The organism is Leptogranulimonas caecicola (assembly GCF_023168405.1).
GTDB classification, from domain to species: Bacteria; Actinomycetota; Coriobacteriia; order Coriobacteriales; family Atopobiaceae; genus Leptogranulimonas; species Leptogranulimonas caecicola.
In genome coordinates this window covers 906,375-922,364 of record NZ_AP025285.1, presented here as the reverse complement: position 1 = coordinate 922,364, position 15,990 = coordinate 906,375, and the positions used below count along the sequence as shown (strand labels likewise).

Here is a 15,990-nt window from a genome sequence, read left to right as displayed (position 1 = left end):
TACGCCTTAGAACCGGGCTTTGTCCTTGGGATTATAGGGCGGCATACCTTCCATCGGACAATCAAGAAGCACTAGGGCTCCTGGGTGTCCGAGATGGCTGCGAGCACCTGGCGAAAATTCCTGCGGATAAGATCATCCCTTATGGCATTGGTAAGGGAAAGCAATTGCTCAAAGGCCTGTTTGTAGGAGGCACGTTGCTCGGCGGTGAACTCGCCTTGGCGCGGTCCCATGACAGAGAGGGCCTGCTCGAACATGGTAGTCTCGCGGTTTGCAGCATTGACATACTGGCGCAGGTTGCGAGGCTCTATACCAAAACGTTTAAGGGAGTCCGCGGTGCGAATGAGAGGGAAATCGCTCCCGTTCACCAACTCGCGGCCACGGGGGCTGCGTTTGAGATCCACGATGCCAATGTTTGCCAAGTCGCGCACGAACGCGATGGAAACTCCCAGAAGCTCCGGCATATTCTCGAGAGGGTGCAGGGAATTGCGCACTTCCTCATCGTCAACTATGGCTTCAGGGTAGTCATTGGCTAGGGCCACCACGGACTCCTCGCCATGGCCATCCAGCTCTTCGCGAATTACGGAAAGGGGTAGAAACCTGTGCTTTTGCAGGTAGAGGATGGTCTCTAGACGCTTAATGTCTTTTGAGCTGTAGAGCCTATAGCCACCAGGGGTGCGAGAGGGCGTGAGCAAGCCCTCGTCCTCCAGGTAGCGCACCTTGGAAACCGAGAGATCCGGGTATTCTGCCTGCAGGCGCTTGACCACCTTACCTATAGTGAGGTATCCGGCATCTGCCATAGGCTTAGGCTTCCACAGGGATACGGCTGGTGTTTTGGGTGGTATGGAAGATCATGCGGAATGTGCCCACCTGAATAGTAGAGCCATCTTCCAACATGGCACGATTGATGATGGCGCCATCGACCCAAGTGCCGTTGAGAGAGCCCAGATCCTCGATGGAGTTAGCTCCCGGAACAAGATGCATCTTGGCATGATGGCGAGACACCGTCATGTCATTCAAAAAGACGCTGTTGGAAGGATCGCGACCAATGGTGATCTCTGGCGTATCAAGCACAAACGTAGTGCCGGTATGAGGTCCCTTTACGATGGAGAGCGTAGGGTTAGACAGACGCTGGGAGCCCATGAGATCAGGAACCGTGGCATCTGTAGAGGGCATACGAAAGATGCTGGTGGCGTCGTTGGATTGGGGGGTGTCTGACATCGAAGCCTCCTAGCTGTGACCTTGTGAATCTCCATTGTAACGCACCAAGAGCCCCATGCCTGGCATCTCTCATCAGACATTGGGTCCTATGTAGGCATATATAGTTTATCTACAGGCCACAGCTTCCATCTGAATGCGCGCCCCATGGGGCAATCGTGACACCTCAAGCACCGAACGGGCTGGATAAGGCTTTTCAAAGCGCTCGGAATAGACCTCGTCCACGGCGGCCAAATCTGAGAGATCTGCCAGGTAAACGGTGGTTTTGCACACGTCAGAGATGGTGAGGTCGACGTCTGCCAGGATAGCCTCGATGTTTTTGATTACCTGCACCGTTTGAGAGCCGATAGAAGCCTCTGTGAGCTTTTGGCCCTCTGCGGTGATAGGAAGCTGACCAGAGATAAAGACATAGCGCGCTGCCGAAGAGCCTTGAGAGAAGGGGCCTGAGGGCTGAGGCGCGTTTGGGCTGCTCAACGAGTACATAGATCAACTCCTTAAAATATAATGATCCTCTTAAGAGCTCGGCGAGGATTGAAGCGCACCTCACAGCTTAAGAGAGAGCGTCACAAGCGCAAAGATCACGAAGGGCTACATCCAATCGAGGAAGCGCCTCTAGAATAAGCGAAGTGGGACATGCCAGATTCCAGCGCTCGAATCCCTCTCCCTCGAGGCCAAAGATAGCGCCTTCGTCAAAGAAGAGATCGTGCGCCTGCATGGCTTGCTCGAGCTCTTGAGCGGTAGCGCCTGTAAACCTAAGGTCTATCCAAGCAAGATAGGTACCTTCCAGAGGCGCCACCCAGCTTTTCGGCCAGGAATTGGTCATATGTTCTTTTACCAGATCATAGTTGCGCTGAATCACCTGAAGAAGCTCGCGGAGCCAAGGAGATCCTTGCCTATAGGCCGCCTCGCAAGCCCGATAGGCAAAGCAGTTGAGATTCCACACACCAGCATTCTTAGCGGCTGCAGCAAAGCGCTCTCTAAGCTCTTGATCCGGGATAAAGATGTTGGAGCATTGAAGCCCTGCAAGGTTGAAGGTTTTAGAAGGTGCCGTACACACGATGGATTTTAGGGCAGGTCGCTTCTTCAGCAGTCTGCCAAAACAAAAATGCTCGTAGCCATCGAGTATAAGGTCGCCATGGATCTCATCAGCAATGACAGTCACCCCATGAGCAGCGCAGATATCTGCTATGGAGGTAAGCTCTTCTCGGCTCCATACGCGACCTACAGGATTGTGAGGGTTGCAGAGGATGAATGCCGTAGTAGCCGGATCTTTGCAGAGGGCTTCGAATCCTTCCAGATCCAGCTGGTAACCAGCCTGAGTGAGACGCAGGGGATTTCGCGCGATCTTTCTGCCAGTTTGCTCTATGACCTCGCTAAAGGGATAGTAGACCGGCGGCTGGATGATCACCTGATCGCCTGGGGCCGTAGCGGCCTCGATGCCGTAACCCAAAGCAGGCACCACACCTGGTGAAGTGACGATCCAAGAAGAGTCGACGTCCCAGCTGTGACGCTGGCGTTGCCATTGACATACGGTATGCAAATAGTTGGAGGTAGGCACCGTGTAGCCCAAAACTGTCGAATCGCAGAGTTCGTGCAGAGCCGCCACAATCTCTGGCGCTGTAGCAAATTCCATATCTGCTACCGAGAAGGGCACTGCCTCAGGGCCGTGATGGGGTGCAACCTCGTCCATCGCCTGCCATTTGGAAGAACCCTGTCCGCGCCTGTTTTGCACCGTAGTGAAATCGTAGGTCATAGCAAAGTCTCCCCTATCTCTTACACGAGCCTCACATCTGGGCTATGGGATTTGCCCATCGGCCAGCGCTCGAGCCCCGATGAAATCCTCTGTGGGCCTGAGCCAATCTTTCAAATGCAGGTCTTGAGGGGTCTGAGGCTTGGTGGGCTCATCCAGAAGGTCTACGATACCTGGACACTTCTCTTGAATCCATCCCCAGAAAGCCGAGGTGCCTACCGGAGTCACGCTATTGAAGGACAAGAAGCTGCGCCAAAGTACCGTCACTTTTTGATTAGGTATCACCATAAGGTAGGCATGATTGTGCGGATCCTTTTGAGAGGCGCCGGGGATCTGCGGATGCAGCATAACAGTGTCGATGGCATCGAGAGAGATGTTGGACAATGTACCAGGAGCAGGAAGCTTTACGCCCCGCGCCAGGTAGTCTCCTAAGACTTGAGGCGCCTGTGGTCCCACCATGGCCAGCATGGTTGAAAACGGCGCTCCAGGCTCAAAGGCAACCGATGCATAGGGGGCTTTCCCATCTTGTTCGATGGCGGCAATGCCGTGAAGCCAAGAATCCAAGCCCTCTGCAGTCTCTGCAGGCGCCCAGATACAAAAGTCTTGAGGGCCGATACCTGCTACCAATGCAGGCGACACTACAGTGCCCGTGCCGGTGAGTGCGAGCGAGCAGACCAGCTGACCTGCAAAGGGCACGGGACCTGTGAAGACTGCCGACACAAAAGCCGCGGCCTCTTTGCCAGAGATGCAGGTAGAAACCAGGCTGCCCACATCGCAAAGGGCTGCCCCCTGATCGAATGCCTCAGGTTCTTGAGATCCATCGCCATAATAGGAGGCCTCGAGATAGCCGTTAGCTGCAGGCTCAAGGGCCGCACCTAGCAAGGCGTGCTCTTGAGAGAGAACACCGCTTTTTCCCCGAAAATCAGATTGATCGCTCATAGGAGTTACGCCACCTTCCGAGCAACCGCGTGAGCCGCCCAATCGAAAGTCCATCTATAGGGTCTAAAGGAGGGTTGGGGCCAACCGGTCTCAAAAGAGGTGGCGGCCACGATGCGATCTCCCTGGCGCCATTGCTCAGCCCCACAGGTTGCCTGGCTAGAGAGCAACTGGTTTGAAGAAGTGAGCGTGCGCGTATAAGAACAAGCCACATCATCGGGCCAAATCATGGCATGGGTTGCCACCGGAGAGCTTACAGGCACTTCATAACCATACCTGAAGGCAAATGGATTGGTTTGCACTGTCTGGCCTGCGCGCGTCACCGCAACGTTTTTATAGGTGGAAAAAGCCCATTCCATGAGGTTGCGGGTATCCCTGAAGCGTCCGTCACTGGTGGCGCAGCCCAAGACGCAGGTATACAAGGTCACATTGTTCTTGCGCGCCGCCCCCAAAAACGTGCATCCTGCCTCCACTTTGCCTGTCTTTATACCAATGAGCGGCTTGTATGTTCCCATGAGCTCATCTGTACTGGAAAAGGTCAGATCTTGGCCATTCACAGGCACGGTCACCTGAGGCGTATGCACCCATTTTGCTATGAGCGGATAGTGCGTCAGGGCGTAACGGCCTAAAAGGCACAGATCGCGAGCGCAGGTGAGATGCCCTTCTTCTTCAAGCCCATGGGGGTTTTTGAATGTGGAGTTGGTCATGCCGATCTGCTGCGCCTTTTCATTCATCATTTGAGCAAATCCAGCCTGGCTTCCACCCACGTACTCGGCGATGGCATAGGCAGCATCATTGGCCGAGTAGACCAGCATCACCGCCAAAAGATCTTTAAAAGTTGCCGTGGTCCCCGGTGTATAACCGGCTCTTTGGGCCGCCTCCCATCCCTCCTCGGGCATTTGAGGAATGGTGATCACCGTGTCTGGAGCCACACCTTTGTCCAGCGCCACGCAGGCAGTAAGGACTTTGGTGATAGATGCCGGCGCAAACAGTTCGTCTTCAGAGGATGAGGCCAAGAGGGCACCAGTCTCATCGGTAATGCACCAGGCTTGCGCCTCGCTAATGGTGGGCTGGCTAGAGATCGCCCACGCAGCAGTAGGACCTAGGAGAGCAAAATAAATGGCTGCAAGCAGCAGGCAGGCGACAAAGCGAAAGGGGAAAAGGTGAGTTCGAGGGCGTGAAGGCTGCAGGATGGGATGCAAGGGTTTCTCGGCAGTTCTAGGAGCAAACGTGCTGACAGAAGAGAATGTCACTTCTCACCGCCCTCTTCGATGAACTCGTCGCGAATCTGAAAGCCTTCAAGTATATAAAGTATACCAGTAGTAAGAGATATGATAACACCTGCATAGATGACCAAAAGCGCAGGACAACCAGGCTGAGAATTGAGCAATGGAAGCCAGCTCACATCGATCAAGTGAAAGCCATTCACAATGGGCATGTCCAAAAGCAACCAGCTGAATCCTGCAAGCAAAACCGCAGTGGCCACCTTGCCAATAAAAAGCACGTCTACAGGACGTTTGCGGTAGTGCTGCAGGCGAGCCATGTCACAGGCCAGCACCACATCGCGGCCGATGAGAGCCACAGGGATCCAGAGCGGGAGGTCGCCCACTACACAGAGGCCGATGACGCCGGTGAATATAAGGAAGCGATCTACCGCAGGATCCAGTAGCTTGCCAAACCAACTCACCGTTTGGGTGCGTCGAGCCACCTGGCCATCCACGAAGTCTGTAAGAGCTGCGACGGCATAGATGATCAGGCAGACAAGTCTGTTGAAATGCTGGACGAAGAGCACCAAGAAGACGACCGTAAGAACGATTCTTGCAACAGTGATGCAGTTGGCAACAGTTAAGATCTGAAAGCTAGGATTGTTGGAGGTCCCCACGGGCGCGGATGGGTCCGCAGCATGTATTTTGTCCTCCAAGAACTTGAGCTTCACTGATACCTCCTGATGCCTGTTTTCCTGTCAGGAAGTGTACCCAAACCCTTAAGCGATAGCCCCCCAATCTGCCTTTCTGCAACCTAACAATTACGTCAGCTCGGATTTTTTGCACAAATGGAGGCGCACCAGGCGATCATGGCAGTCTTGGCATCCTTTGATCCTTTGATGGCCTGCTCGCAGGGTATGGCGGCTGCAAGAGCCTGCCGGAGTTCCGCTGCCGAGAAGTTCCTGCTCCATCCAGTGAGCTTGTTGGCCATCCACGCCTTATTGGCAAAATGGCGCTTGAAATCCCCTGGCTTTCCCTGAGATACCAGCGACTTCATCACCAGAAGCTCCCGCAGCCTGTCCACCAGCATTTTATGAAGGAGCACCTCGGTGTTATCGTCGAACCGGCCATAAATCTCCAGGGCCTCTCTGAGATTTCTCCTGCAGACCGCATCGCAAAAGTCCCAGGGTTTAGGTTCCACTACTCGGGGCACTTCTGCTTTGACCAAGGCTTTGTCCACCAACGTGCGCGGACCATGGGCCCGCACGATGGACTCCAAAGTAGTGTCGATAAGCTCTAAGGTCTCCCCTAGACGAGAGGCCATTTCATCGGCTGCGTCCGGAAGCACAGTAAGACCCAGGCGAGAGCCTTCTTGACGGATATAGCCCGGAATCTCGTAGGCCTTAAGAGATTCGCACGCAATGATTGCCTGAGGGCTGCTGGAAGCCACGGCTTTGTAGAGCCTGGTGTTTTTGGCGAGTTTATCTGCCTCTAAAAGCAGCACGCACGCCAAATTAGGGTCTTTGAGATAGCCCACAATGGCATCTGAGGTCTCTTTGGGAAGCTTGTCGGCCTCATGCACAATCACGATACGTTGCTCTGCACCAAAAGGCAGCTGCTCTAAAGAGGACATAAGATCTGCAGCTTCTAGCGAGGATCCCTCTGGGAACTCAGCCAGGTTGAAGCTCTCAAAAGCTGGATCCACATGGCTTTTGAGCTTTGCCACCGCTCGATCACGCTTGGGTTTGTTGCCCCCAATGGCAGCATATACTGGATTCACCTCGCGGTCCTTCTCTCTCAAGCCTAGATTTCCCGCTTTCTCACTTTAGTTAGGCTACCGCATCCAATGTTTCTCGCCCAGAGGGCCCCTTGAGAATCCCGGCATGCTCACAGTGCACGGAAAGATTGCCTTCCTCTGTCTTCTGGCCTTGTACCACGATGTCCCCCACATCCTTTGTGCACAAAAACCCACTATGAGCCTCAGCCAGTACCTGCTGACATTCCTCAGAGGGATGCCCATAGCGGTTGTGGGCTCCCGCAGAAGCCACTGCAAGCACAGGCTGCAAAATATGAGCTTCCTCAGGTGAAATCGACACCGCAGATCCATGATGTCCCACTTTGAGTAAGTCTATCTGCCCTACCTCGCGTGCGATATGAGCTAGTTCTCCTTGCTCTGCATCTCCAGTAAGCAGAGCCACAAGTCCCAGCTTACAGGTGGCTTTGAGACATAGGGAATGCTCATTCTCCGAGCCGTCCACTTGCTCTTGAGGCCAGAGCACCTCCAAGGTCCAAGAGCCCACTTCGAGCCGATCGCCAAAGGAAACCTCTTCTACAGGACAGCCTATCTGATCTATTAGAGAGGATACTTCTGGGCTCAGCGAAGAAGCCACTCCCCTGGCGACAAAGATCTTTTTTGGTCGCACATAAGATGCAAGCGCCTTAAGACCCCCATAATGATCATCATGCTGATGGGTCAAAATGACCGCATCCAACGAGCGCACGTTTTGGCGCTGTAAGGCCTGGGCAACAGAGTCATCAGGCCCGCAATCCACAAGGATGGCCTGGGAACCCTCTCGCACCAAGATGGCATCTCCCTGTCCCACATCGAGCACGCCAAGCTGAGCCGGAATGGTCATAGGGCTAAGTGCCATTGCTATCAAAATGCAGCATATTCCGCCTAGCGCCGCCTTAAGAGCGCGTGATGATGGCTTGGGCCACGCCACTAAAAACACTACTGTCATTAGCGCCATTCCTAAGAATGCGACCGACTCTTCCAGCTCAATAGAAAAGCTTGTTCCAGGTATCATGGCCGCCAGCCTTGCGCCGCCCAAAAAGAGGCCCGCCAACCCAGAGGCCGCTTGATTGGTAAGAACACCAACTAGCGGTATCGAAGATGTAGCCAAAGAGGCGAGCCCCATCATCATGAGAGGACTAAATAAAGGTGCCAGAAGCGCCGATACTAAAGGCCCTAGGAGCGAAATTCTCGAGAAGGTAGCTGCCACCAATAGCGAAGTGGCACAAAAGCATAAAAATCCCGCTTGGGAAGCTTGTCCCACCTGTTGGGCAAGCACGCGTAGATGCCGGGAATGAACTGGGGCCTTTAGCCGCCGAGGCAGCACTTGTTTTGTCGCAGCTCTTAGCCAAGGGCCAAAAAGCACCATCGCCCCGACACTCAAAACAGAAAGCACAAAGCCCAGCTCTCCTGTGACGGCAGGATTGATTAGGCAATAGATGCAGCCTACGCAACCGAGAGCATTCAAAGACGATGCTTTTCTTCCTCGCCACCTGGCTCCCAAAGAAAGCTGAGACATGGACCAAGCTCGCAGAGCAGAAGGTGGAGAGCCGCAATAGCATACATAAACCAGGCCCATCAGCCCCTGAATGGCCAAAGAGGTTTTATGGCCAAGCGGCAGTTTTTGGATAGCGGCGGCCATAAGAGCTGCCAGGATAGCCAAATGAGCTCCTGATACTGCCACCAAATGAGAGATGCCCACCTGGGAACATAAATCCATGATGCCTCGCTGCTGTGCGGCAGACCGAGATCCTGTCACCATAGCCGCAAGCAGCGCATGCTCGTCGCTTGCTTGATCGTCGAAGGCTTGCAACTGCTGAGCGCGCCACCTTAAAAGTGCGGCTTGAAGCCCTGAGGCTGCCCCACTACTACCAATGGCTACCAATTTGACTGTGCCTGCCAGCCCTCTGGCCTTGCAAAACGCCGCAAACTCATCCTGAGGCGCGCTAAACCTACCAACACCCTTGAGAAGGTATCCTGCATTTAGAGGCTCATCGCTACTGAGCCAGCAGACTGTTTGAGCCCCGCTGGGAAGATAAGCGTTAGCAGTGGTTCTATAGCCTTGCGCCGAGGGTACGGATTCAGAAGTGGTTTCAAAGGCCATGGCAGAAATAGGCACTTCGCTGAATTCGGTTTTGCAATCTTCCACCAGTTGACGTTTGAGAGTGGAGACGAAAAGCGCCAATAGGCCTACTGCTATCAATAGCATACAAAGGCCTTTGGCCTTCTCAATGCGCAGCCCACACAAAAGGATCACTGCAAATCCAAGGCCACAACCAAGGTAGATCCAGGAAAGCCAACGAACATCTGCCCTAAGAATCAAAGCACAAATGAAAGCCACTGTCACAAACGCCCAGAGCATAGGGGGCAATACCGGACGTTCCGGATAAGGAGAGGACTGCATGCTACACGCAGACCTTGTCTTGCAACTTGGCAAACTTCTTCTCACCAATCCCTGACACTCGCATGAGATCCTCCGGTGAGGCATAGGGTCCGTGAGCTTCTCTGTCCTCCACAATGGCCTTCGCAGTAGCCTCCCCCACACCAGGCAACGTCTGCAGCTCTTCTATGGTTGCACTGTTGAGATTGATCAGTGCATTCTCTGGGCTCCCTGATGCCGACAAGGACTTCCCGCCACTACCAGAACTTGCAGTTGAGCTAGAACCTTCTATAACCTGAGCCGATCCTTGAGGTTTAGGCTCCTCACCCATTGAAGGAATGTGCACTTTTGCTCCATCAACGAGCACCTCGGCTAAATTTATCGCGCTTGTATCCGCGCTTTCTACCAATCCTCCGGCGCATTCCACTGCGTCAGAAACTCGAGCATCAGAAGCATCAAGTGTATAGATACCAGGGTTTGCCACTGCCCCATCCACATGTATTTTGTAATGTTTGATGGCTTGTTCTCTTTCGCAATTCGCAGATTCATCACTCGATGTTCGCGACTCTAAACCATCTTCATCCTTTAGTTGAGATTCCGAATTACCATTACCTTCATCTTCTACTTGAGTGTTAGTTGATTCTACTTGAGTGTTTTGAGATCTTGCTACTACGATTCCTTGTCCTTGCAACAAGACCATCCCGCCCAAGGCAGAAAGCCCCAGTACCGCCACAACTGCTACGATGAGCATCTTTTGTGGTTGAGGAACTAGGCGCTTTACCGCCCTTGCCCAATTATGAATCGAGCTTTCCTTGATCCTTTTTTGAGCCATCGCCCTTCCCTCCCTAGATCGACCAAGCCAGAAGGCCATTTGGATGGCTCAGAGTAATAATGGCTTCTGACCAATTTCTGACACTTTTTAGTCAAGTAGAAGAAAACGGGTCTGAATTCGCAGGTAAGACCTAGGATGATATTTCATCTATTGTATTATTCACAATATGAATGTTTCACAGCTTCCCCACATTAAAGGAGTCTGACAAAAAACGGCATCCAGCACTACCAAAAATGCTGGATGCCGTCAGGGCGCGCTAGATCTCTTCTTGCAGAAGCGCTGTTCTTAGAAGGATGCAGGAGCAAGCGCAGTATGAAGTTCTGCCCAACGCTTAGCTGGTTTGTAAGAAGGACAGAAATCATAGTCAACATACTCTAGAGACCCCAATAGGGTTTCTACCATAGCCTCATGATCAAAACTTGCCCAAGCCTCTGACACCGCCTTTGGCTTCGCATGGGTTTCAGGACGGCGAGGCATGAAAAGCGTACAACAATCGGGAGCCGTCTGCTCACTGACCTCATAAGTTCCGATGGCTTTGGCTCTCGCAATGATCTCCTGCTTGTCTGTGCCGATAAGGGGCCGCAGGATTGGCATAGTGGTTACTACTTCTGAAGTAGCGGTGATGTTCTCTAAAGTTTGAGAGGCCACTTGACCCAACGATTCTCCGGTCACAAGAGCTTTGGCACCCTCTATATGCGCTATTTGCTCTGCCACCGCATACATCAAGCGTCGATACATGATGATACGAAGCGCCTGAGGCACCGCCAAGGCAATCTCTCGCTGACAATCACCGAAGGGCACTACATAGAGACGCCCTATAGCTCCCTCTGATGCCATGGCTTCTACAAGATCTTGGCAGAGCCATTCTGAGGCATCAGAGGTTTGAGGTCTGCCCGAGAAGTGAACCGGCACCATTGTGGCACCTCTGCGACCCATCATCCAGGTGGCTACAGGAGAATCAAAGCCGCTGGAGAACAACGACACGCATTTTCCCGCAGTGCCTACAGGCAAGCCTCCTACACCACGCTCAGACCGCGCATAGATAAATACATCGCCCTCGTTAAAGAGCACGTGCACTGTCGCCTCTGGATTGTGTACATCCACATCTTTTGTGGGGAAAGCTTCGCAAAGCGCTGCTCCCACTTCACGATTGAGCTCAATGGTATGCAGATGGTAGCTGGTATTTGCTCGCTTGGCCTGCACCTTGAAGGTAGAGAAATGCTCCACCTCTCCAAGAGCAGAAACGGCAGCCGGAAGATACTCAGCAGGATCTTGAGCGGTGCGAAACGCCAAAGATACCCTTGCCACTCCAGGAATCCGAGCGATGAGTGACATGGCTTGCTCAGGCGCCTCTGGACTGGAGAAGGTGGCCAAAAGGTGACCGGAAACCCGCGAGATCGAAGCTACGGGCAACCCTCTTAAACCATGAGCGAGATTGGTCATGAGTTGACGCTCAAAGGTAGAACGATTCTTACCTTTGAGGCCAATCTCATGATAGTGAATCAGACAGCAGCGTGAAGCCATGCTAGTTGTTGGTATCGCCGTCGGCGATCTCTACATCAAAATCGCCCTGGTTATAGCTCAGAACGCCATCTTCGATCTCATCCATGGCGATGGAGATGGGATCCTTACCGCTCACAACTGTGGTGATGTCATCTACATCCTGAACAGCTGTCACGCGCATATGCTGACCACGCAGCATATTGTTGATATCACAAGCGCGCTTGGAGGCAATGGAGCATAAAAGGAAGGGATTCTCCTCTGCCTTAGCCAGCAGATCGTCGATAGGAGGATTAATGATGGACATGCAACCTCTATTCAGATTCAAAGGACGACAAAACGTCCAACAACTCGTGCGTGGCGACTTCTAGATCATCATTTATTACCCGTGCATCGTAGGAACTAGCCAGCTCCATCTCTTGAGCAGCGATTCCCAGACGCAGTTGCACGTCTTTCTCGGCTTCTGTGCCGCGACCGCGAAGGCGACGTTCGAGCTCTTCTTTTGAAGGAGGCTCGATAAAGACCAGCACTGCGTCTGGATAAATCTCTTTGACCTGCAAGGCACCCTGAACATCGATCTCTAGGATGAGGGAGTGGCCTTGAGACAAGTTTTTGTCTACTTCGCTCAAAAGCGTGCCGCTGCGGTGACCGGCCACGTGTGCCCACTCAAGGAAACGGCCCTCTTGAATTGCTTGGTCAAAGGCCTCGTCGGTGAGGAAGTGATAGGCAACGCCATCTTCCTCACCGGGACGAGGATCGCGGGTAGTGGCAGACACCGAGAGACCAAGATCGGGACGGACCTCTCGCACGCGAGAAACCAACGTACCCTTCCCCGCCCCAGAAGGACCTGATACAACGAACAGGCGCGGTGTCATGATGTTAGCGGGAGAGGATCTCGAGCAGACGCTCGCGCTGACGGGCACCCAGGCCCTGGACGCGACGCTTCTGGGAGATATCGAGCTCTTCCATGATCTTGGTGGCCTTGGCCTTGCCATAGCCAGGCAGCGACTCGATAAGAGCGCGGACAGGCATGCGAGCGGCTGCAGGATCCTCAGAGTTCAAAACCTCCTCGAGGGAAACCTCGCCGTTCTTGATCTTCTCGCGAAGCTCGGCGCGGGCGTGACGGGCAGCAGCAGCCTTTTTAAGGTTCTCAGCACGCTGCTCTTCGGAAAGCTGGGGAAGTGCCATAGAAGAACTCCTAATCCACATGAATCGAACTCATAGATAGAAACACCGGCAGGATGATACCATCGAGCCGGCGTTCGCTACAGGCATTTTGGCAATCTAGCGGCTATTTTGCAAGTTTTCGGGACCCAAGAGACTCCGCTTTACCGCCTTTGGCACATAATTCGCATTCTTCAGGGGTCCAGGAAGCGACTTCCAGGCCCAGTAATGGGAAAAATGGGGCATCAAACTTGCGATCGGTCTTGCGATCGATAATAGACACCACGCCTGCCACCGTAGCGCCGGCATCCTCGACGAGGTCGCAGACCTCTTTGACAGACCCACCGGTGGTGACTACGTCTTCGCAAACCAGCACGTTGGCTTCTTGGGGAATCTCAAAGGAGCGGCGAAGGGTCATAACGCCCGCCTGACGCTCGGCAAAGATAAAATCTACGCCCAGCACATAGCCCATGGCGAAACCAAAGGTGATGCCGCCCACCGCAGGAGAGATGACCAGATCCACTGAGGAGCGCACGTCCTCCGGCAAGCGCAGGGCAGCCTCCCTGGCAAGGTCCACCGTAGTGCGAGGACTCTCCATAACGCGGGCACATTGCACATAGGTGTCTGAATGACGTCCGCTAGTGAGAACAAAATGACCATGGCGAATGGCTCCGGTGTCTTTGAGGATCTGAAGGATCGCCTGGTCGTCTAAGCGCACAGATGTCTCCATGAAACGGTGCTCCTTGGCTAGAAAATGGACAGAAAAATGAAAACCAGAAGTAAACCCTATTGTCCCTGAAGCTCTAAGACGATGTCCTCGAAGGCTTTAAGGGGATCAGGGGCGTTCATGATGGGGCGGCCCACCACGATCTGGCTCGCACCGGCCTTAAGGGTGGCCAAGGGTGTGGCCACACGGCTCTGATCGCCCATCTGGGCGCCCTGAGGGCGCACTCCTGGGCAGACGATGCGTGCCTGGGGCCCCAATAGCTGTCGCATGGCCTGAGCTTCCTGAGGCGAGCATACGATGCCGTCAGCGCCATTGGAGCACGCCAGAGACGCCAATCGAGAGACCTCTTGGGCGATGGGTGTCTCAATGCCCACAGAGCTAGCGTCCTCTTCGCTCATGGAAGTGAGCACCGTGATGGCTACCAGGTTGCAGCGATCGGGTTTCTCGGCAGCCTGAGACTCCACGCCACGACGGGCAGCCTGGACCATGGCGGCACCGCCCAAGCCATGGATGGAGAGCAGGTCAGCTCCACAGGCGGCTGCCGAGGCTGCAGCGCCCTCGATTTGATGGGGAATGTCAAAGAGCTTGAGGTCTAAAAATACCTGGTATCCCTGAGATTTAAAGGTCTCGACGATGGAGGGGCCGGCGGCATAGAACAGCGTCATGCCCACTTTGAGCCAGCGGGCGTGGCCGCTCAACAGTCGGGCGGTCTCCAAGGCTTTTTGGGCAGAGCAGTCAAGCGCCACGATTACGGCGTCGCGAGCTTGGTCGTCTGTTAGCATTCGAAGGCTCCAATGAGGTCATTGATGTCATCTGCACCCTGGTCGCTCACCCATTGGGCAAGGCCCTCAAGCACCTTGGGAGCAGTATCGGGATTGATGAGGTTGGCGACGCCCACCGAGACAGAGGTGGCTCCAGCTAAGATAAACTCCGCTGCGTCTTCCCAGGTCATGATGCCGCCCACGCCATTGATGGGAAGCTTGACCGCCTGGGCCACCTCCCAGACCATGCGCACGGCGATATTGTGCAGGCAGGGGCCGGAAAGGCCGCCGGTAGGACGGGAGAGCTTGGAGCGGCGGGTGTTCACATCGATGGCCATGGCCGGGATGGAATTGATGACCGAGAGCGCATCGGCGCCGGCCGCCTCAAGAGCGCGGGAGACTTCCACCACATTGGCAGGAGCCAGCTTGACCAAAAGCGGACGTTTGGTGCGATCGCGCACTGCAGAGATGACAGAGGCTGCACCCTCGGGGGTGGATCCAATGGCAGCTCCGCCAGCAGAGATATTGGGGCAGGAGATGTTGATCTCTAGGGCAGCCGCCCAAGGAGCTAGCTCCTCAAAGAGCTCGACAGCCTCCACGTACTCTTCAGGAGAATGCCCTGCCACCTGGCAAATGACCTTGCAGCCGCGCTCAGAGAGCTTCTCCAAGTACTCCCCTGCTTGATCTACCAGACCGCGCACACCAGGGTTTTGCAAACCCACAGAATTCATGACGCCAGAGGTGACGTCGCACATCCGAGGGGCGGCGTTGCCCGGCCAGGGCTTACTGGCGCACCCCTTGGTGGTGATGGCGCCAAGGCAAGAGACATCATAGAAGCCCTCGAACTGCCAACCAAAACCATAAGTGCCCGCTGCGGTGGTCACAGGGTTCTTAAGTTCTACGCCGCCAAGATTTACGGCCATATTGGGAGTGCTCACCAGACCACCTCATTTGCATCAAAGACCGGACCGCCCATGCAAGCGCCTACCTTGCCGCCCTTGGTGTCCACCACGCAGGTAGCGCAGGCGCCAAAGCCGCAGGTCATCATACGCTCCATGGAGACCTGGCAGGCCACATCGGCCTTCTGGCAAAGCTCTGCCACACGCCTCATCATGGGTTCAGGGCCGCAGGTGAGCACGAGATCGTACTTCTCGGTAGGAAGGGCCGCCTCAAGGGCATCCACCGTAGTGCCTTTGGCTCCAGCAGTGCCGTCATCTGTGACCACCACCACTGAGCCTGCGCCATAGGTAAGCAGGCGGTCTGCGCCCCAGAGCATGGAAGCGGTGCGCGCGCCCATGATGACGTCGTATTCCAAACCCTCAAGACCCAAGGTGTTAGCTGCAGAGATGATAGGGGTGACGCCTATGCCGCCGGCCACCAGGAGGCAACGTTTGGTGAAGGTGTCCAGCTTCCATCCATGCCCGCCAGGGCCAAGCACCGTAGTGGTGGCACCCGGAGCCATCTGGGAGAGCGCCTGGGTTCCTGGGCCAACGACGGCGTAGACCGTCTCGATGGTGCCGGCGTCAAAATCCGCGATGGAGAAGGACAGAGGGATTCGAGCCAGCTGCTTGGGGGCTCCTGGAACCGCGATGCTGAAGAACTGGCCAGATGAGATGTTTGCAGCAAGCTTGGGCGCCCTAAACACCAGGCGCCAGAGGCCTTCGGCCACCTGCACGTTGTCCACAACAGTGGCAGTGTGAACCCGTGCGGCAGAGGGTGTCGGCATGG

The 15,990-nt window shown here is 54.6% G+C and carries 18 protein-coding genes; all 18 read right to left on the bottom strand.

Going from position 1 to position 15,990, the window contains the following annotated elements:
• Positions 1-71: 71 nt before the first annotated feature.
• On the bottom strand, positions 72-797 hold the full coding sequence (ftsR, locus tag OR601_RS04050) for a transcriptional regulator FtsR (RefSeq protein WP_265592291.1): 726 nt from the start codon (positions 795-797) through the stop codon (positions 72-74).
• Between the two features lie 4 nt (positions 798-801).
• Positions 802-1,218 (bottom strand): FHA domain-containing protein, encoded by a 417-nt coding sequence (locus OR601_RS04045; protein ID WP_136012801.1) that lies wholly within the window; start codon positions 1,216-1,218, stop codon positions 802-804.
• A gap of 105 nt (positions 1,219-1,323) precedes the next feature.
• Positions 1,324-1,698 (bottom strand): RidA family protein, encoded by a 375-nt coding sequence (locus OR601_RS04040; RefSeq protein ID WP_136012802.1) that lies wholly within the window; start codon positions 1,696-1,698, stop codon positions 1,324-1,326.
• A gap of 67 nt (positions 1,699-1,765) precedes the next feature.
• On the bottom strand, positions 1,766-2,968 hold the full coding sequence (locus tag OR601_RS04035) for a MalY/PatB family protein (protein ID WP_265592290.1): 1,203 nt from the start codon (positions 2,966-2,968) through the stop codon (positions 1,766-1,768).
• A gap of 42 nt (positions 2,969-3,010) precedes the next feature.
• Positions 3,011-3,904, bottom strand: coding sequence for an aminomethyltransferase family protein (locus tag OR601_RS04030; protein WP_265592289.1), 894 nt, complete (start codon positions 3,902-3,904; stop codon positions 3,011-3,013).
• A gap of 5 nt (positions 3,905-3,909) precedes the next feature.
• Positions 3,910-5,154, bottom strand: a complete 1,245-nt coding sequence (locus OR601_RS04025; protein WP_265592288.1) for a D-alanyl-D-alanine carboxypeptidase family protein — start codon at positions 5,152-5,154, stop codon at positions 3,910-3,912.
• Positions 5,151-5,837 (bottom strand): CDP-alcohol phosphatidyltransferase family protein, encoded by a 687-nt coding sequence (locus OR601_RS04020; RefSeq protein WP_265592287.1) that lies wholly within the window; start codon positions 5,835-5,837, stop codon positions 5,151-5,153. The genes OR601_RS04025 and OR601_RS04020 overlap by 4 nt, the downstream gene beginning before the upstream one ends.
• Before the next feature lie 95 nt (positions 5,838-5,932).
• Positions 5,933-6,886, bottom strand: coding sequence for a DNA polymerase III subunit delta (gene holA, locus OR601_RS04015; RefSeq protein ID WP_265592286.1), 954 nt, complete (start codon positions 6,884-6,886; stop codon positions 5,933-5,935).
• 49 nt (positions 6,887-6,935) lie between these two features.
• Positions 6,936-9,002, bottom strand: a complete 2,067-nt coding sequence (locus OR601_RS04010) for a DNA internalization-related competence protein ComEC/Rec2 (protein WP_265592370.1) — start codon at positions 9,000-9,002, stop codon at positions 6,936-6,938.
• Between the two features lie 301 nt (positions 9,003-9,303).
• On the bottom strand, positions 9,304-10,110 hold the full coding sequence (locus OR601_RS04005; RefSeq protein WP_265592285.1) for a ComEA family DNA-binding protein: 807 nt from the start codon (positions 10,108-10,110) through the stop codon (positions 9,304-9,306).
• 285 nt (positions 10,111-10,395) lie between these two features.
• On the bottom strand, positions 10,396-11,634 hold the full coding sequence (gene thiI, locus OR601_RS04000; protein WP_265592284.1) for a tRNA uracil 4-sulfurtransferase ThiI: 1,239 nt from the start codon (positions 11,632-11,634) through the stop codon (positions 10,396-10,398).
• Between the two features lies 1 nt (position 11,635).
• The gene (locus OR601_RS03995; protein ID WP_136012811.1) at positions 11,636-11,917 is read right to left on the bottom strand and encodes a DNA-directed RNA polymerase subunit omega; all 282 of its coding nucleotides are present in this window, start codon (positions 11,915-11,917) and stop codon (positions 11,636-11,638) included.
• Positions 11,918-11,924: 7 nt separating this feature from the next.
• The gene (gene gmk, locus OR601_RS03990; protein ID WP_265592283.1) at positions 11,925-12,485 is read right to left on the bottom strand and encodes a guanylate kinase; all 561 of its coding nucleotides are present in this window, start codon (positions 12,483-12,485) and stop codon (positions 11,925-11,927) included.
• A 4-nt stretch (positions 12,486-12,489) separates the two neighbouring features.
• Positions 12,490-12,798 carry an integration host factor, actinobacterial type gene (gene mihF, locus OR601_RS03985; protein ID WP_136012813.1) on the bottom strand — a complete coding sequence of 103 codons (309 nt, stop codon included), beginning with the start codon at positions 12,796-12,798 and terminating at the stop codon, positions 12,490-12,492.
• Between the two features lie 103 nt (positions 12,799-12,901).
• Entirely contained in the window at positions 12,902-13,504 is a 603-nt protein-coding gene (pyrE, locus tag OR601_RS03980; RefSeq protein WP_136012814.1) for an orotate phosphoribosyltransferase, read from the bottom strand.
• A 56-nt stretch (positions 13,505-13,560) separates the two neighbouring features.
• Positions 13,561-14,283, bottom strand: coding sequence for an orotidine-5'-phosphate decarboxylase (gene pyrF, locus OR601_RS03975; RefSeq protein WP_265592282.1), 723 nt, complete (start codon positions 14,281-14,283; stop codon positions 13,561-13,563).
• The gene (locus OR601_RS03970) at positions 14,277-15,203 is read right to left on the bottom strand and encodes a dihydroorotate dehydrogenase (RefSeq protein ID WP_323373090.1); all 927 of its coding nucleotides are present in this window, start codon (positions 15,201-15,203) and stop codon (positions 14,277-14,279) included. Before OR601_RS03970 ends, pyrF begins: the two co-directional genes overlap by 7 nt.
• A complete protein-coding gene (locus tag OR601_RS03965; RefSeq protein ID WP_168896326.1) occupies positions 15,197-15,988 on the bottom strand; it encodes a dihydroorotate dehydrogenase electron transfer subunit in 792 nt (263 codons plus the stop codon). Before OR601_RS03965 ends, OR601_RS03970 begins: the two co-directional genes overlap by 7 nt.
• Between the last annotated feature and the right edge of the window lie 2 nt (positions 15,989-15,990).